Source organism: Micromonospora sp. MP36, assembly GCF_008119785.1.
Classification (GTDB): Bacteria; Actinomycetota; Actinomycetes; order Mycobacteriales; family Micromonosporaceae; genus Micromonospora.
Genome location: NZ_VSFA01000035.1, coordinates 25664 through 44859, shown reverse-complemented (window position 1 = coordinate 44859; position 19196 = coordinate 25664). Strand labels below are relative to the sequence as shown.

General features: G+C 74.5%; 19 protein-coding genes. 14 read left to right on the top strand and 5 right to left on the bottom strand.

The genetic code is table 11. The features are described from left to right. Positions 1-53 precede the first annotated feature (53 nt). On the top strand, positions 54-248 hold the full coding sequence (locus FXF52_RS22190; RefSeq protein ID WP_148799604.1) for a hypothetical protein: 195 nt from the start codon (positions 54-56) through the stop codon (positions 246-248). Between the two features lie 81 nt (positions 249-329). Here the strand turns inward: FXF52_RS22190 and FXF52_RS22185 are convergent, their stop codons facing one another. Then, entirely contained in the window at positions 330-1259 is a 930-nt protein-coding gene (locus FXF52_RS22185) for a hypothetical protein (protein WP_148799602.1), read from the bottom strand. 293 nt (positions 1260-1552) lie between these two features. Between FXF52_RS22185 and FXF52_RS22180 the strand changes: the two genes are divergently transcribed. Next, entirely contained in the window at positions 1553-2101 is a 549-nt protein-coding gene (locus FXF52_RS22180; protein ID WP_148799600.1) for a carboxymuconolactone decarboxylase family protein, read from the top strand. A 27-nt stretch (positions 2102-2128) separates the two neighbouring features. Here FXF52_RS22180 and FXF52_RS22175 read toward each other — a convergent pair whose 3' ends face one another. Both FXF52_RS22175 and FXF52_RS22170 read right to left on the bottom strand, forming a co-directional pair. Next, the gene (locus FXF52_RS22175; protein WP_148799598.1) at positions 2129-3214 is read right to left on the bottom strand and encodes a DUF3866 family protein; all 1086 of its coding nucleotides are present in this window, start codon (positions 3212-3214) and stop codon (positions 2129-2131) included. 60 nt (positions 3215-3274) lie between these two features. After that, the gene (locus tag FXF52_RS22170; RefSeq protein WP_148799596.1) at positions 3275-4279 is read right to left on the bottom strand and encodes a cation diffusion facilitator family transporter; all 1005 of its coding nucleotides are present in this window, start codon (positions 4277-4279) and stop codon (positions 3275-3277) included. A 137-nt stretch (positions 4280-4416) separates the two neighbouring features. On the opposite strand from FXF52_RS22170, the gene FXF52_RS22165 reads away from it, so the two are divergent. The 11 genes from FXF52_RS22165 (at position 4417) to FXF52_RS22115 (ending at position 14542) form a co-directional block, all read left to right on the top strand. After that, positions 4417-5415 (top strand): YafY family protein, encoded by a 999-nt coding sequence (locus tag FXF52_RS22165; RefSeq protein WP_148799594.1) that lies wholly within the window; start codon positions 4417-4419, stop codon positions 5413-5415. Further along, entirely contained in the window at positions 5412-6419 is a 1008-nt protein-coding gene (locus FXF52_RS22160) for a YafY family protein (RefSeq protein WP_148799592.1), read from the top strand. The genes FXF52_RS22165 and FXF52_RS22160 overlap by 4 nt, the downstream gene beginning before the upstream one ends. Positions 6420-6429: 10 nt before the next feature. Then, positions 6430-6678 (top strand): hypothetical protein, encoded by a 249-nt coding sequence (locus FXF52_RS22155; RefSeq protein WP_148799590.1) that lies wholly within the window; start codon positions 6430-6432, stop codon positions 6676-6678. Between the two features lie 217 nt (positions 6679-6895). Further along, the gene (tatA, locus tag FXF52_RS22150; RefSeq protein ID WP_148799587.1) at positions 6896-7204 is read left to right on the top strand and encodes a Sec-independent protein translocase subunit TatA; all 309 of its coding nucleotides are present in this window, start codon (positions 6896-6898) and stop codon (positions 7202-7204) included. 15 nt (positions 7205-7219) lie between these two features. Next, positions 7220-8170 (top strand): twin-arginine translocase subunit TatC, encoded by a 951-nt coding sequence (gene tatC / locus FXF52_RS22145; RefSeq protein ID WP_148799585.1) that lies wholly within the window; start codon positions 7220-7222, stop codon positions 8168-8170. A 148-nt stretch (positions 8171-8318) separates the two neighbouring features. Then, entirely contained in the window at positions 8319-8714 is a 396-nt protein-coding gene (locus FXF52_RS22140) for a hypothetical protein (protein WP_222870604.1), read from the top strand. A gap of 278 nt (positions 8715-8992) precedes the next feature. Then, on the top strand, positions 8993-9370 hold the full coding sequence (locus FXF52_RS22135) for an SCP2 sterol-binding domain-containing protein (protein WP_187413624.1): 378 nt from the start codon (positions 8993-8995) through the stop codon (positions 9368-9370). Next, positions 9367-11418 (top strand): glycogen debranching N-terminal domain-containing protein, encoded by a 2052-nt coding sequence (locus tag FXF52_RS22130; protein WP_148799581.1) that lies wholly within the window; start codon positions 9367-9369, stop codon positions 11416-11418. The genes FXF52_RS22135 and FXF52_RS22130 overlap by 4 nt, the downstream gene beginning before the upstream one ends. Positions 11419-11546: 128 nt before the next feature. After that, entirely contained in the window at positions 11547-12251 is a 705-nt protein-coding gene (locus tag FXF52_RS22125; protein WP_148799579.1) for a hypothetical protein, read from the top strand. Between the two features lie 202 nt (positions 12252-12453). Next, positions 12454-13497, top strand: coding sequence for a zinc-dependent alcohol dehydrogenase family protein (locus FXF52_RS22120; RefSeq protein WP_148799577.1), 1044 nt, complete (start codon positions 12454-12456; stop codon positions 13495-13497). A gap of 118 nt (positions 13498-13615) precedes the next feature. Further along, positions 13616-14542, top strand: coding sequence for a diacylglycerol kinase (locus FXF52_RS22115; protein WP_148799575.1), 927 nt, complete (start codon positions 13616-13618; stop codon positions 14540-14542). Here the strand turns inward: FXF52_RS22115 and FXF52_RS22110 are convergent. Both FXF52_RS22110 and FXF52_RS22105 read right to left on the bottom strand, forming a co-directional pair. Continuing rightward, positions 14505-15461 carry a DMT family transporter gene (locus tag FXF52_RS22110; RefSeq protein WP_148799573.1) on the bottom strand — a complete coding sequence of 319 codons (957 nt, stop codon included), beginning with the start codon at positions 15459-15461 and terminating at the stop codon, positions 14505-14507. The two genes, FXF52_RS22115 and FXF52_RS22110, sit on opposite strands and share 38 nt — an antisense overlap. Before the next feature lie 28 nt (positions 15462-15489). Continuing rightward, the gene (locus FXF52_RS22105) at positions 15490-16260 is read right to left on the bottom strand and encodes an HAD family hydrolase (protein ID WP_148799571.1); all 771 of its coding nucleotides are present in this window, start codon (positions 16258-16260) and stop codon (positions 15490-15492) included. A gap of 86 nt (positions 16261-16346) precedes the next feature. Here FXF52_RS22105 and FXF52_RS22100 point away from each other — a divergent pair, with 86 nt between their 5' ends. Continuing rightward, the gene (locus tag FXF52_RS22100; protein ID WP_148799569.1) at positions 16347-19145 is read left to right on the top strand and encodes an RNA helicase; all 2799 of its coding nucleotides are present in this window, start codon (positions 16347-16349) and stop codon (positions 19143-19145) included. Positions 19146-19196 lie beyond the last annotated feature (51 nt).

The following is a 19196-nucleotide window of genomic DNA, read 5'->3' as shown; positions in this document are numbered from 1 at the left end:
GCGGCCGGTGCCCTGGGCACCGGCCGCCGGCTCACGGGTACGCTGGCGTCGCGATGAACACTTCCGAACCCTCCGGCCGCGAGCGTGGCGCCGAGAAGCTCAACTGGATCGACCGACGCCGGGAGAAGATCCGCGCCGAGATCGAGCGGAACCGCCGCGGCGAGCACAAGGTGCCGACCTGGGTGTTGGGGGCGGTGCTGGTGCTGATCGTGGTCGGCTGGTTGGCGTTCATCTTCCTGGCCGGTTGAGCCGCGCGGGGCGGCCCACGTCGCCCGCGGGTGAGGCCCACGCGGGGGCCGTTCGGATGGCGCCGCTCCCGGGCGGCCGGGTCAGTTGTACGGCATGCTGGGGAACCAGCCGATACCGAAGCGGGCGGGCAGCCGCACGTCCCAGTAGACGACGGTGAAGATGCCCAGGGCGACGAGCAGCGCGCCGGTCACCACGGCGGCGCGGCGGGGGTCGGCCATCCAGCGCAGGAAGCGTCCCCGGCTGACCACCACGACGACCGCGAAGATCAGCGTGACGAGCAGGATGTTGCCCAGCGACTGCAGGGTGAAGGCGAGCGCCCCGTAGAGCGGGTTGCCGGTGTCGACGGCCCAGTGGAACAGCTTGTTGAACATCGGGTAGGGGCGCCCGATGAGGAATCCGCCGACGAGGGCGCCCATGGTCACCACCCGGCCGACCGGGCGGTGGGCGAACACGTCGGGGAGTAGGCCGAGCGCGGCGAGCCCGAGGTAGGTCAGCGCCAGGCCGATCACGCCGAACACGACGGACGACTGGATGAGGCGGACCGGGACGCCGCCGACCACGTCGGTGGAGAGCTGGGGGAGCCGGTCGCCGAGCAGGACGCCGATGGCGCCGTAGCTGGCCGAGACCGCGATCATGCCGAGGGCGAGCCAGCCGACGGGGCGGAGCAGGGACCGCAGCGGTGCCCGGCCGGTGTCGGCGCCGGACGCCTGGCTCATCGGGCCGACCGAGGCGGCCATGGCGATGTTGCAGGCGGTGAAGGTGCCGGCGAAGCCGGAGACGAACGCGAAGAGCAGTCCGGCGGCGGTGCCGGTGAGCGCGGTCGCCTTGGCGTCGTGGCCGAGCACGGTGTTCGCGACGTTGTCGCCGATGACCTTGTCGACCAGCTCGAACGACCACAGGACGGCGAGCAGGACGCCGGCTGCCGCGCCGAGCAGGGCGACCCGGAGCCGGCGTCCTGGTCGGGGAGCCGGGGTGACGTGCTGGCGTTCGGGGAGCTGTCGGAGGGACATAGCGCCTCGCATTCCGCTACGGGGGCTGCGCCGTCCCGCGGTGCCGGGCGGGGACGCCGGGGTCGGTGCGGCCGGGGTCGGATACCTGCACAGGATGGGGCGGCCGGGCCACCCGAGCGTCTTCGGCCGTGCGCTCTTCGCCCCTGGGTCGGCGGGTGGGCGGTCGGTGGCGGACCGGCCGGCGCCGCGGACAGCGCACGGGGGAAGTTGCCGCCCGACCCGGGGGCCTGGCAGGTTGCCGGATGGACCGGGTTCGCGGTCGGCCACGGCCGCCGGGGTGGGGAGGCGACGTCATGGCACACATCGATCTCGGCTTGGACGAGAAGGCGCATCCGGGCATCAACGGGCCGATGCGGTTCCGTCCCGAGACCGCGGAGCCGCTCAACGCGCTCGCCGAGCAGCTGCTGCGCGCCCCGCACCCCACGCTGACGCCCGGCGAACGGGAGCTCATCGCCGCCTACGTGTCCGGCCTGAACGAGTGCACGTTCTGCTGTTCGTCGCACTCGGCATTCGCCGCCGCCCAACTGCCCGCCGGGATGCCGCTGGTGGAGCAGGTGCGCCGGGACCCGGCCACCGCGCCGGTGAGCGGGAAGCTGCGGGCGTTGCTGCGGATCGCCGCGGCGGTGCAGCGCAGCGGCCGGGAGGTCACCGCCGAGCTGGTCGACGCGGCCCGGGCGGCGGGCGCCACCGACCTGGAGATCCACGACACGGTGCTGATCGCCGCGGCGTTCTGCATGTACAACCGGTACGTCGACGGCCTGGGCACCTGGGCGCCGCCGGACCCGGCGGCCTACGCGCGGTCCGCCGAGCACATCGTGGCGCACGGCTACGGCGCGACCTGACCGCCGATCCGCCGCCGGCCGGGCGGCTCAGCCGAGCAGGCGGGCCGCGTGCCGGCCGGCGGCGGCCGCGGCCAGGAAGTAGGCGTGGTCGGCGTCCAGTCCGCGGCCCATGGTCGACAGGGCGACGGGGCTGGCCCGCAGGGCCGCGTCGAGCCCGCCGGTGGGCACGGTGACGATCCGGTGCCGCTCCGCGAGCGAGGCGAGAGCCGCCGCCACCTCGGCCGCCAGGGCCGGGTCGAGGCCGTCCGGCACGACCAGCTCCGCGGGGGCGAGAGCCACCCGGCCGTACGCGGTGAGGCTGTGATGGGAGACGCCGCGGTGCCGGGGGCGCGGGTCGGCGTCGGAGATGCGCAACGAGCCGACGGCCCGGCCGCCGAGGGTGGCGACCGCGTTGACCGCCTCGCCGACGGCCACCCCCGAGAAGCCCCAGCGGGTGCCGGTGCCCAGGTTGCCCGGCCCCTGGGCGACGATCGCGAGGTCGGCGCGGAGCACGTGCCGGGCGGCGAGCAGGCCGCTGTGCAGGGTGCTGGCCTCCAGGTCGCCGCCGAACGCCTGACCGACGCTGACCGTGCCGGCGAGGTGGTCGGCGAGCCCGGCGAGGGTGCGGGAGAACCAGGCCGGCAGGGCTCCACCGTCGGTGAGCAGGTAGGCCACCCGGGCGTGCGGGGCGTCGGCGTGCACGCCGGCGAGGACGGCCGGCAGGGCGGAGTGCAGGTCGGCGGTGATCACCGGCATCCCGTCGAGGCTGTCGGCGGCGGCGAGCAGCGCGTGGTGCGGGGAGGCCTCCTCGTCGACGCCGAGCAGGATCGGTTGCAGCGGGGTGTAGCGGGCCTTGACCAGGTGGCCGGCGTCGCGGGTGTCGGCGACCTGCGGCGGGTCGGCGGGGAGCCGGGCGGGCAGGGCGACGACCAGGGCGTACCCGCCGGTGCCGAGGCCCATCAGCAGCGCGCCGGCGTTGAGCAGCACCCGGTCGCCGGGTTCCGGGTCGCCGACCAGCGCCGGGTAGGCCAGGGCGCGCATCCGGCCGCCGTCGGGCAGGTCGACGTCGAGTTCGGTCGCGCCGGCCCACCTCCGTCGTACCGCCGTGACCGTGCCGGACCGCCATCGCACCATGCCGGGAACGCTATCGGCCGCCGGTGGGGCGGGGCGCGTCCGGGTGGCCCGGCGCGCGGCTCAGAACGTGTCGGTCTGCTGGTCCAGTGGCGGGTCGCCCTCGTTCTGGGTACGCCGGGCCCGTCCACGGTCGGTGCCGGGCATCGACCGGGTGGGGTCGAGGAAGACGTACCCGATCTCCGGGTAGTGCTCGGTGAGCCGCCGCTCGGCTTCGTCGGCGGCGGCCTCGATGTCGGCGCCGGTGGCGTCGTTGTGGAAGTCGACCTTGGCGGCGACCAGGATGTCGTCCGGGCCGAGCACCATGGTCATCAGCGTGTGCACCCGGTCCACGGTGGGCAGCGCGGCCAGCTCGTGCTCGATCTTCCGGTGCACGCGCTCCGACACGGCCCGGCCCACCAGCAGCGAGATGTTGCTCCGGGCGAGGATGGTGGCGACCGCCAGCAGCAGCACGCCGATCAGGATGGAGGCGATGCCGTCGTAGAGTTCCTCGCCGGTGAGTTCGGACAACCCGAGGCCCACGCCGGCGATGAGCAGGCCGATGAGGGCGGCGGTGTCCTCCATGAAGACGGCCTTGACGGTGGTGTCGGCGGTCAGCCGCAGGTAGCGGCGCGGGGTGGCCCGCCAGCGGCGGGACTCGCGGCGGATCTGCCGGAGCGCCCGGGTCAGGGAGACCGACTCGATCGCGAAGGAGACCACCAGCACGATGTACGACGCTAGGTAGTTGCCGCTGTGCTTGTGCACGAGGATGGTGGTGACGCCGTGGGTGATGGCGAAGCCGGCGCCCACCACGAAGGTGAACAGCGCGGCGAGGAACGCCCAGACGTAGCTCTCCTTGCCGTACCCGAACGGATGCCGGGTGTCGGCGGGCCGGGCCCCGCGGCGCAGCGCTTGGAAGAGCAGCACCTCGGTGGTGGTGTCGGCGACCGAGTGGGCGGCCTCGGAGAGCATCGCCGCCGAGCCGGAGATCAGGCCGGCGACCAGCTTGGCGGCGGCGATGGAGAGGTTCGCCACGCCGGCCACGACGACCGTGCCGACGCTCTCGCGCTTGACTTCCGCTTCCGCCATGCGCTCACCATATGGCCGGCGCAGGTCCTCCGCCGGTCGAGCGGGACTGCCCGCCACGGGCCGCTGCTGCGGGTCTTCCCGCGCGCCGCGCCCGCGCGGGTGCACGTCCACGACGCGTGGGCTGCTAGCGTTCACACGTGTCCCGGACCCGCACCGAACGCCTGGTCAACCTGGTGATCTGCCTGCTGTCGACGCGACGGTTCCTCACCGCCGCCCAGATCGCCGCGACCGTGCCCGGCTACGAGCACGATCCGGACGACGCCAAGGACCACGAGGCGTTCCAGCGCAAGTTCGAGCGGGACAAGGCCGAGCTGCGGGAGCTGGGGGTGCCGCTGGAGACGGGCACGGCCAGCGTCTTCGACGCCGAGCCCGGCTACCGGATCGCCCCCCGGGAGTACGCGCTGCCCGACATCCCGCTGGAACCGGACGAGGCCGCCGCCGTCGGCATCGCGGCGCGCCTGTGGCAGCACGCCGGCCTGGCCGCCGCCGCCTCGTCGGGCCTGGCGAAGCTGCGCGCCGCCGGCATCGACGTGGACCCGCAGGCCACCCTGGGCCTGGAGCCGATGGTCACGGTCGACCCGGCGTTCGCCCCGCTGACCGCCGCCGCCCGCGACCGGCGGGAGGTCAACTTCGACTACCGGGTGCCGGACCGGGACGCCCCGACCCGCCGCCGGCTGCAGCCGTGGGGGGTGGTCTGCTGGCGCGGCCGGTGGTATGTGGTCGGCCACGACCTGGACCGGGCGGCGACCCGCTGCTTCCGGCTGTCGCGGGTGGTGGGCGCGGTCCGGGTGACCGGCCAGCCCGGGGCGTACGAGCCGCCCGCCGGCGTGGACCTGATCAGCCACGTGGCCCGCTGGTCGGGGCCGGTGGAGCGGACCGGTCGGGCCACCGTGCTGGTCGCCCCGGGGCGGGCGGCCGGGCTGCGCCGCTGGGCGGTGGAGTGCACCTCCGGACCGGACGGCGACCGGCTGGTCCTGCCGTACGCGGACGCCGACAACCTGGCCGGCCAGGTTGTCGGCTACGGCCCGGACGCGCGGGTGCTGGAGCCGCCGGAGGTCCGCGACGCGGTCATCCAGCGGTTGAAGGAGATCGCCGCCCGGCACGACGAGCTGGCGGTGGCCGGGGGTGCCCGGTGACCCGCCCGGCGGCCCGGGGTGGCCGCGCCTCGGCGGACCGGCTCGCCCGACTGCTCAACCTGGTGCCCTACCTGCTCGCCCGCCCCGGCATCGAGATCGCCGAGGCGGCCGAGGACCTGGGGGTGACCGAGCGGCAGCTCCGCGAGGACCTGGAGCTGCTCTGGGTGTGCGGGCTGCCCGGTTACGGCCCGGGCGACCTGATCGACATGGCGTTCGACGGCGACCGGGTGACCATCACCTACGACGCCGGCATCGACCGGCCGCTGCGGCTCACCCCGGACGAGGCGCTCGCCCTGGTGGTGGCGCTGCGGATGCTCGCCGAGACGCCCGGGGTGGCCAACCGGGAGGCCGTGGAACGGGCCCTCGCCAAGATCGAGAGCGCCGCCGGGGACCTGGCCGGCGCGCCGGTGGAGGTGCGGCTGCCCGGCGACACCGCCCGGGTGCGCGAGCTGCGGGCCGCCGTGGAGCGGGGCCGGGCGCTGCGGATCACCTACTACACCGCCGCCCGGGACGAGACCACCGAGCGGACCATCGACCCGCTGCGGATGCTGATGGTCGGCGGCCGGGCGTACGTGGAGGCGTGGTGCCGCCGCGCCGAGGCGGTCCGGCTGTTCCGCGCCGACCGGATCGACGCGGTCACCGAGCTGGACGAGGCGGCCGTGGTCCCGCCGCAGGCCCGCCCGCACGACCTCAGCGACGGGGTGTTCCGCCCCTCGGCCGACCTGCCGCTGATCACCCTGCGGATCGGTCGGGGCGAGCGGTGGATCACCGAGTACTACCCGTGCGAGCGGGTCGAGGCCGACGGCGAGCAGTGGCTGGTGTCGCTGCGGGTCACCGACCTGGGCTGGGCGCGGCGGTTCGTGCTCGGGCTCGGCCCGGACGTCACCGTGGTCGCCCCGGCCGAGCTGGCCGAGCAGGTCCGCGCCCAGGCCGTCGCCGCGCTCGACGCGTACGCGACACCGGTGGATCGCGCCGACCCGGCGGTGGCCGGCCGCACCCAGTAGGCTGACCGCCGTGGTGACGTGGATCGTGCTCGGGGTCGTGCTGTTCCCGCTGCTCGTGCTGGCCCTCGCGGTCCGGCCGGTGCTGGCGCGGCTGACCCGGCTGCGCCGGGCGGCGGTGGCCCTGCAGCGTCGCCAGGCCGAGGCGGAGGCGCTGCAGACCGCCGCCGAGGAGCTCCAGGGGCGCGCCGAGGGCCTCCAGGAGCGGCTGACCGTCACCCAGGAACGACTGGCGTTGATCAAGGCCAGGCGCGGCAAGTGATCGACAGCGATTGGTGCCGAGGGCGTTAGCTGCGCGGTCTGTGGCGGTTACGCGCACAATCGTGCCGCCGCAGGTGGTTGACGGGACACTTCGGGTTGGTCGAGACTTCACCGACCGGGCCCGCATTGGCAGGCCCGGCAGGGTGGCAACCACCTTCGACGCACGTACGATGGGCTGCGACCACCCCTGACCGACAATTGAGCGACTGGAGCTTCCCATGGGTGCCCTCAAGCCGTGGCACATCGCCGTACTCGTGGTCGTGCTGATCCTGCTGTTCGGCGCGAAGCGGCTCCCCGACGCGGCCCGCTCGCTGGGCCGCTCGCTGCGGATCATCAAGGCCGAGACGAAGAGCCTGCACGACGACGACCGTGACCTGGCCGAGAAGGCCGACGCGCAGGCCGGCTACCAGCCGCTCCCGCCGAACACGGCCCAGCAGCAGTACGCGCCGCAGCAGCCCCCGCAGCAGCAGTACGCGCCGCAGCCGCAGCAGCCGGTCGACCCGGTGCAGCGCGTCCGCGACAACTGACCGGAGGGCCCGACCGTGGCCTTCGGGTTGAAGAAGCGCGGCCCGAGCAACTTCGAGCGGGCCTCGGACGGCTCCATGACGCTCATGGAACACATCCGTGAGCTGCGTACCCGCCTGTTCCGCGCGTCGCTGGCGATCGTCGGCGGCCTGATCGTCGGGTTCTGGCTCGCCCAACCGGCGTTCAACCTCCTCAAGCAGCCGTACTGCCGGCTCCCTGGGGCGATTGTCGACGGCAAGTGCCAGCAGTTCCTCCAGCTGTCGCCGGCGGACGGGTTCATCCTGAAGCTGAAGCTGGCGCTGTGGATCGGTCTCATCATCGGGGCGCCGGTCTGGCTCTACCAGCTGTGGGCGTTCATCGCCCCGGGTCTGCACCGGCACGAACGCAAGTGGGCGTACGTCTTCGTGTCGATCGCCGCGCCGCTGTTCGCGGCCGGGGCGGTGCTGGCCTACTTCGTGGTGGACAAGGGTCTGGCCTTCCTGATGGAGTCCGGGGTGACCGGGCTGTCCACCCAGCTGGAGGTGACGCGGTACATCTCGTTCGTCACGAACATGATCCTGCTGTTCGGAGTGGCGTTCGAGTTCCCGCTGATCCTGCTCATGCTCAACTTCACCGGGGTGGCGAGCGCGCGGCGCCTGCTGGGCTGGTGGCGAGTGGTGATCTTCGTGTCATTCGCGTTCGCGGCGATCGCCACGCCCGACCCGGGTCCGTTCGGCATGACGCTGCTGGCCGCCGCGCTCTGCCTGCTCTACTTCGTCGCGGTCGGGGTGGCCTTCCTCAACGACAGGCGGCGCGGGCGGGGCCGGGAGACGTATGCGGGAGTCGCCGACGACGAGGTGTCGCCGCTGGACCTGTCCACCGAGCCGGTCGAGGCCGGAGCGCGGGTCGAGGCGTCCGCCCCGATCGGGGCGCCCGAACCGATCGCCGCGCCGGCGCCGATCGAGCGCCGCTACGACGACATGACCTGACCGGGTCGCCCGGAGCACGTACACCGGAACGCCGCCCCCCACTTGGGGGCGGCGTTCCGCGTAGCAGAGCCGGGCCAGCAGGCGCGCCCGCGCCGACGCCGGCAACCGGGTGTCCGGGACGCCCCGGGGTGGGCGGATACTGATCGCCGTGATCGACGACCGCCCGCCGCACCGCCCCGACGTCGCCTCGGCGCTGCGTTTCCTGACCGAGCTGGTCGCGTGGGTCGCCACGCCGTGGGCGCTCGCCCCACATTCGGCCGCGCTGGCGGTCGCCTCGGTGCTGGTGCTGATCGGCCTGCCCACCGTCCTGGCCACTCCAGGGGACAAGAAGCACGTGGTCGTTCCGGTGCCCGGGGCGGTCACCATCGGGCTGGTGGTGCTGCACGTGGTCGCCGCCGTGGTCTCGGCCTGGTTCGCCTGGCCGCGGCTGGCCGCTGCGGCGGTGACCGCGCTGGCCCTGGCCACCGTCGCCACCGAGCTGCCCCGTTGGCGGCGGCTCGCCCCGCTCGGCCGCGACGGCCGGCCGTTCCGGCGATCCGCGTAGCCGGCGGTGCGCGTCCCCGCCCCCTGGTGGGGCGAGGGACCGCGTCAGGGGACGGCACCCTCCGGCGGTGCCGGCACGGCTCGTGCCCGATCGCGGCGACCCGCCACGCCGGCCGGCACCGCACCGCAGTTTCCGGCGATCCGGGCGTCCGCGCCGGACCTCGACGATAGTCTGAGGCGGCGCCGGAGCAGCGTCCGGCCGCGTCCGTCGTCGCCGCCCCCGGGGCGCGCCACTCGCCGGGCCGCCCGGTGCGACGGCCCTCTGCTGGGAGGCGTGCGGTGTCCGATTCGATCGAGGCCTACTTCACGCAGCTCGCCCATCGGGCCCCCGACCGGCTGCTCCGCCGCACCGCCGGCACGATCCGGATCGAGCTGGAAGGGCCCGGCGAGGTCGACGTCTGGTATGTGACCATCGCCGGCGGCCGCGTCGAGGTGAGCCGCGAGCGGCGGGACGCAGACACGGTGATCCGTACCGACCGGGACTTCTTTGCCCGGATGGCCCGTGGCGAGGCGAAGCCGCTCACCGGGTGGCTGCGCAACGACCTCATCGCGGAGGGGCGGTTCCGCTTCCTGATGCTGCTGGAGCAGCTCTTCCCCGCGCCGCCGGGGGCGCGCCACCCGCGAGCCCTCGCAGGCGGACGTGGGGAGCCTCGATGAAGTCGAACCTGGTCCGCGTCCTGGACGGCAACATCTTCGTGGTCAGCGACGACAGCGGCGACATCGAGGCGACGGTCGGCAACCCGTCCGGATTCTTCGACTTCGACACCCGCTTCCTGTCGCTGTGGCGGCTCACCCTCGACGGCGACCGGCTGCATGCGCTCTCGATGGCCGAGCGGGACCACGTCACGTTGCGGTTCTTCCTCGTGCCAGGCGCTCCGACCCACTACGTGGATGCCAAGTCCTCGGTGATCCGGGAACGCTCCATCACCGGTGGGTTGTTCGAGGAGCGGCTGACTGTCCTCAACCACGACCGTGAGCCGGTGGACTTCACCGTACGGCTCGATGTGGCGAGCGACTTCGCACCGATCAGGGCGATCGATCAGGAGCGCACCCCGCCGGGACGGTTCTACCAGCGGATCGAGGACGGTCGCCTGCGTCTCGGCTACCTGCGGGACCGGTATCAACGCGAGACCCTGGTCTGGAGCAGCGAGCCGGCGCGCATCGACGAGCGCGGGCTGACGTACACGGTGCGGGTGGCTCCCAAGCAGGGCTGGACGACCACCCTGCGGGCGCAGTCGCTGGTGCTGCGCCCCGACGGCCGGGACATCCGGGAGCAGCTGGATCGGCGCCCCCGGCGCAGCGCCGCCGAGCGGCAGCAGGACCTGGCGGTGTGGCTGGACCGGGCGCCCCAGCTCAGCTGCGACTGGAACGCGCTGACCGAGGCCTACCGGCGCAGCCTGGTGGACCTGGCGTCGCTGCGCTACTCGCCCCTGACCCTGCCAGACCGGTCGATGCCCAACGCCGGCCTGCCCTGGGGCGCCACCATCACCGGCCGGGACAGCATCCTGACCAGCTTCGAGGCACTGCCGGTGGCTTCGGAACTGGCCGACGCGACGCTGCGGATGCTCGGCATCGACCAGGGCACGGTGCTCGACGACTTCCGCGACGAGGAGCCCGGCAAGATCCTGCGCGAGTTCCGCTACAGCGAACTGGCGGCCTTCGAGGAACGTCCGGAGTCCCCCTACTACGGCAGCGCCGACACCACCCCGCTCTACGTGATCCTGCTCGACGAGTACGAGCGGTGGACCAGCGACTCGGGGCTCGTGCTGGAGGCCGAGCAGGAAACCCGCGCGGCGCTGGAGTGGATCGACGAGTACGGCGACATCCTCGGCGACGGCTACGTCCGGTACCAGCGGCGCAACGAGCAGACCGGGCTGCGGAACCAGGGCTGGAAGGACTCACCGGAGGCGATCTGCTACGCCGACGGACGGCTGGCCGGGCCGCCCGTGGCCACCTGCGAGCTGCAGGGGTACGCGTACGACGCGAAGCTGCGCGGGGCCCGGCTGGCCCGGGAGATCTGGGGCGACCCGGCGTATGCCGAGCGGCTGGAGCGGGAGGCGGCCGCCCTGCGGGAGCGCTTCGACCGGGACTTCTGGATCGCCGACCGGGGCTACTACGCGCTCGCCCTGGACGGCGACGGCCGGCAGGTCGACGCGTTGGCGTCCAACATGGGCCACCTGCTGTGGAGCGGGATCGTGCCGCCGGAGCGGGCTGAGCAGGTCGCCCACCACCTGCTCGGCCCGCGGCTCTTCTCCGGCTGGGGCGTGCGCACCCTCGCCGAGGGGCAGGCGCGGTACAACCCGCTCGGCTACCACCTCGGCGCGGTGTGGCCGTTCGACAACGCGCTGATCGCCTGGGGGCTGCGCCGGTACGGGCTGGTCGAGGAGGCCGGCCGGATCGCCGAGGCGTTGGTCGACGCGTCCCGGTACTTCCACGGCCGGCTGCCGGAGGCGTTCGCCGGCTATCCCCGCGACCTGACCCGCTACCCGGTGTGCTACCCGACCGCGAACAGTCCGGCGGCGATGGCGACCGGTGCCATCTTCCTGCTGCTGCGCGCCCTGCTCGGGCTCGAGCCGTCCGGGGAGCACCTGCTGATGGCGCCGTCGGTGCCGCCCCGGTTCGGTCGGGTGGAACTGCTCGACGTCCCCGGACGGTGGGGCCGGATCGACGTGATCGGCATCGGGCTGGCCGGCCCCCGGGCCTGACCGCCCTGCCGCACCGGGCCCCGCCGACCCACATACACTCACCTGACTTCGCCGTGGCTTCCCGGGCGCGGCCCGGGCGTCTCGGTGTCCGTTCTGGTCAGTCCGCTGGCCTGCGCCCCGGAGAGACGATGAAGATCCGTACCGCCGCCGTCGTGGTCGCCGCGATCGCCGCCACCGCCGCCCTCACCGCCTGCGGGGACGACGACGCCGCCCCCAGGGGCGTCGAGGTCGCGGTCACCGCCACCGACACCAGTTGCGAGATCACCGCGACCAGCTTCGCCCCGGGCGCGACCACCTTCCTGGTGACCAACCGGGGGTCACAGACCACCGAGGTGTACGTCTACGGCCGGCAGGGCGACGGCTTCACCAAGGCGGTCGGTGAGGTGAAGGACGTCTCGTCGGGGCTCACCCGGGAGCTGCGGGCCAACCTCTCCGTCGGGTTCTACGAGCTGGCCTGCAAGCCGGGCCAGAAGGGCGACGGCATCCGTACCAGGATCACCGTCACCGACGACGCGACCTGGGTGAACGCCGGGGTGGAGCCGACGTACGACCGAGAGGTCCGGATCGAGGTGACGACGAAGGCCGTCACGGGCGCCGACGGGCTGTTCGCCGAGCCCGGCGCGAAGCTCCAGTTCAAGGTGGAGAACAAGACGCCGGTGGCGCGGACGCTGGAGATCCTCGACCCGTCCGGGAAGCAGGTCGCCGGGGTCACCGCGGACCCGAACGGCGGTGCGGCCGAGACGATCGTGTCGCTCGCCGACGCGGGGGACTGGACGTTGAAGATCGGTGGCCCGGGCGTCGAGCCGGTGACCAAGCGGCTCAGCGTCCGCTGACGCCCGTCCACGGGTGCCGGGCGGGGTGGTCCGGGCCGGGATCCGCGGCGATCGGGCGGCGGCGGTGAGGCCGGCCATGCGCGTGCCGTGCCGGATGGCGGCGTCCCGGCGGCGGGTTTAGCGTTCGCCCGGGGCGGGGTTCGCCCCGCCGCCGGCCGCAGCCGGCCGGCCCCACGCTCGCCCAATCGGGAGGACACCGCCCATGCGCGCCACCGTGATCCACGGCCCGAACGACATCCGGGTGGAGGAGGTGCCGGACGCCGCCGTCCGTACCCCCACCGACGCCGTCATCCGTGTCGTGCTCGCCTGCATCTGCGGCAGCGACCTGTGGGCGTACCGGGGCGTGGCCGCGCGGCAGCCCGGGCAGCGGATCGGGCACGAGTTCCTCGGCGTGGTCGAGGCCACCGGCGCCGAGGTGAGCTCGGTGCGGGTGGGTGACCTCGTGGTGGCCCCGTTCGTCTGGTCCGACGGCGTCTGCGACTTCTGCCGCGAGGGCCTGCACACCTCCTGCCCGCACGGCGGCTTCTGGGGTTCGCCGGGCTCCGACGGCGGCCAGGGGGAGGCGGTCCGCGTCCCGTACGCCGACGGCACCCTGGTGAAGCTGCCCGCCGAGGCGGCCGGCGACGAGCGGCTGCTCACCGCGATGCTGGCCCTGTCCGACGTCATGTCCACCGGTCACCACGCCGCGCTGGCCGCCCGGGTCCGCCCAGGCGCGACGGTCGCCGTCGTCGGTGACGGCGCGGTCGGCCTCTGCGGGGTGCTCGCCGCGAAGCGGCTCGGCGCCGAGCAGATCATCGCGCTGGGCCGGCACCCCGCCCGCACCGACATCGCGCGGCTGTTCGGGGCCACCGACGTGGTCGCCGAGCGGGGCGACGCGGCGGTCGCCGCCGTCCGGGAGCTGACCAAGGGGCAGGGCGCGCACGCCGTGCTGGAGGCGGTGGGCACGGAGCAGTCGATGCGTACGGCGATCTCGATCGCCCGCGACGGCGGCACGGTCGGCTACGTCGGCGTCCCACACGGTGGTAGCGCGGGCGTCGTCATCCGGCAGATGTTCAACCGCAACGTGGCCCTCGCTGGCGGCGTGGCGCCGGCCCGCGCGTACCTGCCGGAGCTGCTCGCGGACGTGCTCGACGGCACCATCGACCCGTCCCCGGTCTTCGACCGGTCGGTGACCCTCGATGGGGTGCCGGACGGCTACCGGGCGATGGATGAGCGCACCGCGCTGAAGGTGCGCATCACCTTTTGACTGCCGGTGTGGTGCGCGCGGCACTGTGGACGCCGCCGGCTTCACCGCCACCCGGCCTCCCACGACCCGCCAACGGGGGGCTGTCTCCCCTGGTGAGCGGGGCGGGTCGTGCCGTACGGTGCTCGCCGTGACCGCGCACGATCTTGTTCCGCCCGGCCCCGTCGCCGTGCTCGCCAACCCGAGCGCCGGCCGGGGGCGGCATCGTGGCCTGCTGCCCCGGCTGGTGGACCGGCTGGCGGGCGCGGGCCGGCCGGTCCGGCTGCTGGAGGCGGGCACCCCGGAGGAGGCGGAGGCGGCCTGCCACGCCGCGGTCACCGACGGCGCCGCCGCCCTGGTGGCGGTCGGCGGGGACGGCACGGTTCACCGGGCGTTGCAGGCCGTCGCCGGTACGGCGGTGCCGTTCGGCCCGGTCCCCGCCGGCACGGGTAACGACTTCGCCGCCGACACCGGGTTCCCCACCGACCCGGTCGCGGCCGTCGAGGTGATCGTCGAGGCGTTGCGGGACGGCCGGATCCACCCCGTCGACCTGGCCCGGCTGACCGCCGCCGACGGCGCCGTCCGCTGGTACGGGGCGGTGCTGGCGGCCGGCTTCGACGCGATCGTCAACGAGCGGGCCAACCGGATGCGTTGGCCGCGCGGCCCTCGCCGCTACGACCTGGCGATCCTGGTCGAGCTGGCCCGGCTGCGGCCGCGCCGCTACCGGCTGCGCCTCGACGGCGAGGAGCACGAGGTGGACGGGGTGCTCGTCGCGGTCGGCAACTGCGCCAGCTACGGCGGCGGGATGCGGATCTGCCCGGCCGCCGACCCGACGGACGGGCTGCTGGACGTGGTGGTCGGCGGACGGTTCGACCGGCGCACCCTGATCCGGGTGAAGCCCCGCATCTACCAGGGCACCCACGTCGACCATCCGCTCGTGCGCAGCTACCGGGCCCGCACGGTGGAGCTGGACGCGGCCGGCATCACCACGTACGTGGACGGGGAGCGGGCGTTCGACCTGCCGGTGCGGATCAGCGCGGTGCCGGCGGCGGTGCGGCTGCTTCGCTGACCGGGTCGCCGGGGGTGACCTCGGCGGGCGCGGTGGCCGGGCTGCCGGCCCGGACCGCGCCGACGCTGGCGGCGATGACCAGGCCGATCGCGAGGACCTCCAGCGGGTGCAGCTGCTGGTCGAGGACCAGCCAGCCGGCCAGCGCGGCGATCGCCGGCCCCAGGCTCATCAACACCGCGAAGGTCGCGGTGGGCAACCGCCGCAGCGCCAGCAGCTCCAGGGTGTACGGCAGCACCGAGGCGAGCAGCGCCAGTCCGGTGCCGAGCCCCAGCACCGCCGGGTGCCAGAGCCGGCTGCCCGACCCGACCAGCCCGATCGGCAGGGTGACCAGGGCCGCCACCGCCAGCGCCAGGGCCAGCCCGTCGGCGCGGGGGAATCGTCCGCCCACCCGTGCCGAGCAGACGATGTACGCCGCCCACATCGTGCCCGCGGCCAGCGCCAGCCCCGCGCCCACCGGGTCCAGCCGCGCGAAGCCGCCCTGCCCGAGCAGGGCCACCCCGGCCAGGGCCAGCCCGGCCCACCACCAGGCGGCCCGACGGCGGGCGGTGAGCACGGACAGCGCCAGCGGCCCGAGGACCTCCAGCGTCACCGCCGGCCCCAGCGGGATCCGGTTGATGGCCTGGTAGAAGATCGAGTTCATCCCGGCCAGGGCCAGCCCGAAGGCGAGCACGGCGATCCAGTCGGCGCGGCCGTGCCCGCGCAGCCGCGGCCGGCACCCGGCCAGCATCAGCAGCGCGCCGATGCCCAGCCGCAGGGTCACGGCCCCGGCCACCCCGGTGTGCGGGAAGAGCAGCGCGGCGACCGCCGACCCGAACTGCACCGACAGCGCCCCGCCGAGCACCAGGCCGACCCCGCCCAGCTGGCCGCCGTCGAGCCGGCGGCTGTTCACCGGGACGTCGAGCCGGCGCGGTCCGGGCATCCCTGCCGCGTCCCCGGGCTCGGATGGATCATGCCTCGGTGGGCAGGGCGAGGTCGAGGACGGCGCCGAGCCCGTTGGGGGCGCCGGCGTCGGCGCAGGGCAGCACCAGCACGGCGCAGCCGGCCCGCACGGCCCCCGCGTCGGCGGGAGTGTCGCCCACCATCAGCGCCCGCTCCGGGTCGACGCCGAGCATCCCGCACGCCCGCCAGAAGATCCCTGGGTCCGGCTTGCAGCGCCCCACCTCGTACGACAGGGCGTACGCGTCGATCAGCCCGTCCAGCTTCCAGGCGGCGAAGAGCGGCCGGAGGTCGAAGCCGATGTTGCTGACCACCGCCACCTTCACCCCGGCGGCCCGCAGCGCGGTCAGCACCGCCTCGGTGTCCGGGTACGGCACCCAGCCGTCGGGGATCAGCAGCCGGTCGTAGAGCGCGTCGGCGAACCCCTCGATGCCGGCGTCGACCGTCTCGGCGAGCCCGGTGTACGCGCCCCGGTGGGCGTGCGGGTAGAGATCACGGTCGGCCCACAGCTCGGCGAGCCCGGGCGGTACCCGGGCCGGGAGCGGGCCGCCGGCCCGGCCGGCGGTCAGCAGCCGGTCGGCCAGCGCGGTGGCCCGGACCCGGTCCAGTTCCACCCCGCACGCCGCCGCCGCGGCCAGCACCCACTCGCGCGGCTCCTCGACCTGCGCGAGCGTGCCGTGGAAGTCGAAGAGCACCGCCTCCACGGGCCGACGGGACGTGCTCGGGCGGACGGCGTCGTCGGCGCCGCTCGAGGCTTGGGGCGGTTCGGCATGGTCCGGCACGTCGTGCACCCTACCGACCCGCTCCGACCGTCCTGCCGGACGGCCTTGGCCGGTGGTCGTCGGCCGTACCGATTAATCTTGGAGGCATGTCGAGCCCCGCCGAGCGGTACGCCGCGGCGCGCCGCCGGGCCGCGCAGGCCTCCGCCTTCCCGGCCCTGCACGAATTCGCCCAAGAGCTGGGGTTTGATCTCGACGACTTCCAGCGCGAGGCGTGCGAGGCCCTGGAGCGGGGCAGCGGGGTGCTGGTCTGCGCGCCGACCGGCGCCGGCAAGACGGTGGTCGGCGAGTTCGCCGTGCACCTGGCGCTGCGGGGCGCGCCGGGGCGGCCGGCGGCGGCTGGCGGCGAGGAGCCGGCCATTCGGCGCAAGTGCTTCTACACCACTCCGATCAAGGCGCTGTCCAACCAGAAGTACCACGACCTGGTGGATCGCTACGGCGCCGACCAGGTCGGCCTGCTCACCGGCGACAACGCGATCAACGGCGACGCGCCCGTGGTGGTGATGACTACCGAGGTGCTGCGCAACATGCTCTACGCCGGCTCGGCCACCCTGGAGGGGCTGGCCTACGTGGTGATGGACGAGGTGCACTACCTCGCCGACCGGTTCCGCGGCGGGGTGTGGGAAGAGGTGATCATTCACCTGCCCGCCTCGGTCACCCTGGTCTCGCTGTCGGCCACCGTCTCCAACGCCGAGGAGTTCGCCGACTGGCTGGTCACCGTGCGGGGCGAGACCGCGGTGGTGGTCAGCGAGCACCGGCCGGTGCCGCTCTGGCAGCACATGCTGGTCGGCAAGCGGATGTTCGACCTGTTCCACGACGCCGACGCCGCCCGCAAGCACGACGTGCACCCGGAGCTGCTGCGCTACACCCGGGACACGATGCGCCGCCTCGAGCTGGGGGAGGGGCGCAGCGCCGGCCCCGGGTTCGGGCGGCGGGGCCCCCGCTGGCGCGGCCCGATGCGTCCCGACATCGTCGACCGGCTCGACCGGGAGGGGCTGCTCCCGGCGATCCTGTTCATCTTCAGCCGGGCCGGCTGCGACGCCGCCGTGCAGCAGTGCCTCGCGGCCGGGCTGCGGCTCACGTCCCCCGAGGAGCGGGCCGAGATCCGCCGGGTGGTCGAGTCCCGGGTCACCGCGATTCCCGGCGAGGACCTGTCCGTGCTGGGCTATTGGGAGTGGCTCGACGGTCTGGAGCGGGGGCTCGCCGCCCACCACGCCGGCATGCTGCCCGCGTTCAAGGAGGTCGTCGAGGAGCTGTTCGTCCGTGGCCTGGTCAAGGCGGTCTTCGCCACCGAGACCCTGGCGCTGGGCATCAACATGCCGGCCCGCTGCGTGGTGCTGGAACGCCTGGTGAAGTTCAACGGGGAGGCGCACGTCGACCTCACCCCGGGGGAATACACGCAGCTCACCGGGCGGGCCGGCCGGCGGGGCATCGACGTCGAGGGGCACGCGGTAGTGGTCTGGTCGCCGGAGACCGACCCCCGGCACGTCGCCGGCCTGGCCTCCACCCGCACCTACCCGCTGCGGTCCAGCTTCCGGCCGTCGTACAACATGGCCGTCAACCTGGTCGGCAGCGTCGGCGCGGAGCCGGCCCGGGCGCTGCTGGAGTCGTCGTTCGCCCAGTTTCAGGCGGACCGGTCGGTGGTCGGCCTGGCCCGGCAGGTGCAGCGCAACACCGAGACGATCGAGGCGTACGGCGCGGAGGCGGCCTGCCACCACGGCGACTTCGACGAGTATTTCGCCCTGCGGGTGGCCATCGCCGACCGGGAGCGCGCGCTGGCCCGGCAGGGGCAGACCCAGCGCAAGGCGGCCGCCGTCGCCTCGCTGGAGCGGCTGCGGGTGGGCGACGTGATCCGGGTGCCCTCCGGGCGGCGGGCCGGCCTGGCCGTGGTGCTCGACCCGGCCACCGGCGGCTTCGGCGAGCCGCGGCCGCTGGTGCTGACTCAGGACCGCTGGGCCGGGCGGGTCAGCCCCGGCGACTTCACCACCCCGGCCGAGGTGCTTGCCCGGATCCGGGTGCCCAAGCACTTCAATCACCGGTCCCCGGCGGCGCGGCGGGATCTCGCCGCAGCGGTCAGTGGCACCGGGTTGGACCGGCACGGCGGCCGGCGGGGCGGGCGTTCCCGGCAGGCGGTCGGCGAGGACCACCGGCTCAGCCAGCTCCGCGCCGAGCTGCGCCGGCACCCCTGCCACGCCTGCGCCGATCGGGAGGAGCACGCCCGCTGGGCGGAGCGGCGCCGCCGCCTGGAACGCGACACCGAGGAGCTGCGCCAGCGGGTCGCCGGCCGGACCGGTTCGCTGGCCCGCACCTTCGACCGGATCGTGGCGCTGCTGACCGCGCGCGGCTATCTCTCCGCCGACGGCGAGGTCACCGACGCCGGCCGGATGCTCGGCCGGATCTGGACCGAGGCCGACCTGCTGGTCGCCGAGTGCCTGCGGCGCAAGGTGTGGGACGGCCTGTCCCCGGCCGAGCTGGCCGCCGCCGTGTCGGTGGTGGTCTTCGAGGCGCGCCGGGACGTCGACGAGCGGGCCTCGCTGCCGCGCGGGCCGGTCGCCGACGCGGTCGACGAGACGCTGAAGCTGTGGAGCGACATCGAGGCGGACGAGGCCGGCCGCGGCCTCGCCGTCACCCGGGAGCCCGACCTCGGGTTCGCCTGGCCGATCTACCGGTGGGCGCGCGGGGAGGCCCTCGCCAAGGTGCTCGCCAGCGGCCACCAGATCGACGGCGAGATGCCTGCCGGCGACTTCGTCCGCTGGGCGCGGCAGGTGGTCGACCTGCTCGGCCAGCTCGCCGACTCCGGTGGTGCCTCCACCGAGCTGCGGGCCACCGCCCGGCAGGCCATCGCCGCCGTCAACCGGGGCGTGCTGGCCTACCACGCCGCCGCCTGATCGTCGCGGCCCTGGCCGTCCGGGCGGATCTCCGCGCCCCCGGGGGCGACG

Excerpts from the sequence above, each read along its gene's own strand:
- FXF52_RS22190 (WP_148799604.1), top strand. The coding sequence starts at position 54 with ATGAACACTTCCGAACCCTCCGGCCGCGAGCGTGGCGCCGAGAAGCTC.
- FXF52_RS22185 (WP_148799602.1), bottom strand. The coding sequence starts at position 1,259 with ATGTCCCTCCGACAGCTCCCCGAACGCCAGCACGTCACCCCGGCTCCC.
- FXF52_RS22180 (WP_148799600.1), top strand. The coding sequence starts at position 1,553 with ATGGCACACATCGATCTCGGCTTGGACGAGAAGGCGCATCCGGGCATC.
- FXF52_RS22175 (WP_148799598.1), bottom strand. The coding sequence starts at position 3,214 with ATGGTGCGATGGCGGTCCGGCACGGTCACGGCGGTACGACGGAGGTGG.
- FXF52_RS22170 (WP_148799596.1), bottom strand. The coding sequence starts at position 4,279 with ATGGCGGAAGCGGAAGTCAAGCGCGAGAGCGTCGGCACGGTCGTCGTG.
- tatA (WP_148799587.1), top strand. The coding sequence starts at position 6,896 with ATGGGTGCCCTCAAGCCGTGGCACATCGCCGTACTCGTGGTCGTGCTG.
- FXF52_RS22130 (WP_148799581.1), top strand. The coding sequence starts at position 9,367 with ATGAAGTCGAACCTGGTCCGCGTCCTGGACGGCAACATCTTCGTGGTC.
- FXF52_RS22125 (WP_148799579.1), top strand. The coding sequence starts at position 11,547 with ATGAAGATCCGTACCGCCGCCGTCGTGGTCGCCGCGATCGCCGCCACC.
- FXF52_RS22120 (WP_148799577.1), top strand. The coding sequence starts at position 12,454 with ATGCGCGCCACCGTGATCCACGGCCCGAACGACATCCGGGTGGAGGAG.
- FXF52_RS22110 (WP_148799573.1), bottom strand. The coding sequence starts at position 15,461 with ATGCCCGGACCGCGCCGGCTCGACGTCCCGGTGAACAGCCGCCGGCTC.
- FXF52_RS22100 (WP_148799569.1), top strand. The coding sequence starts at position 16,347 with ATGTCGAGCCCCGCCGAGCGGTACGCCGCGGCGCGCCGCCGGGCCGCG.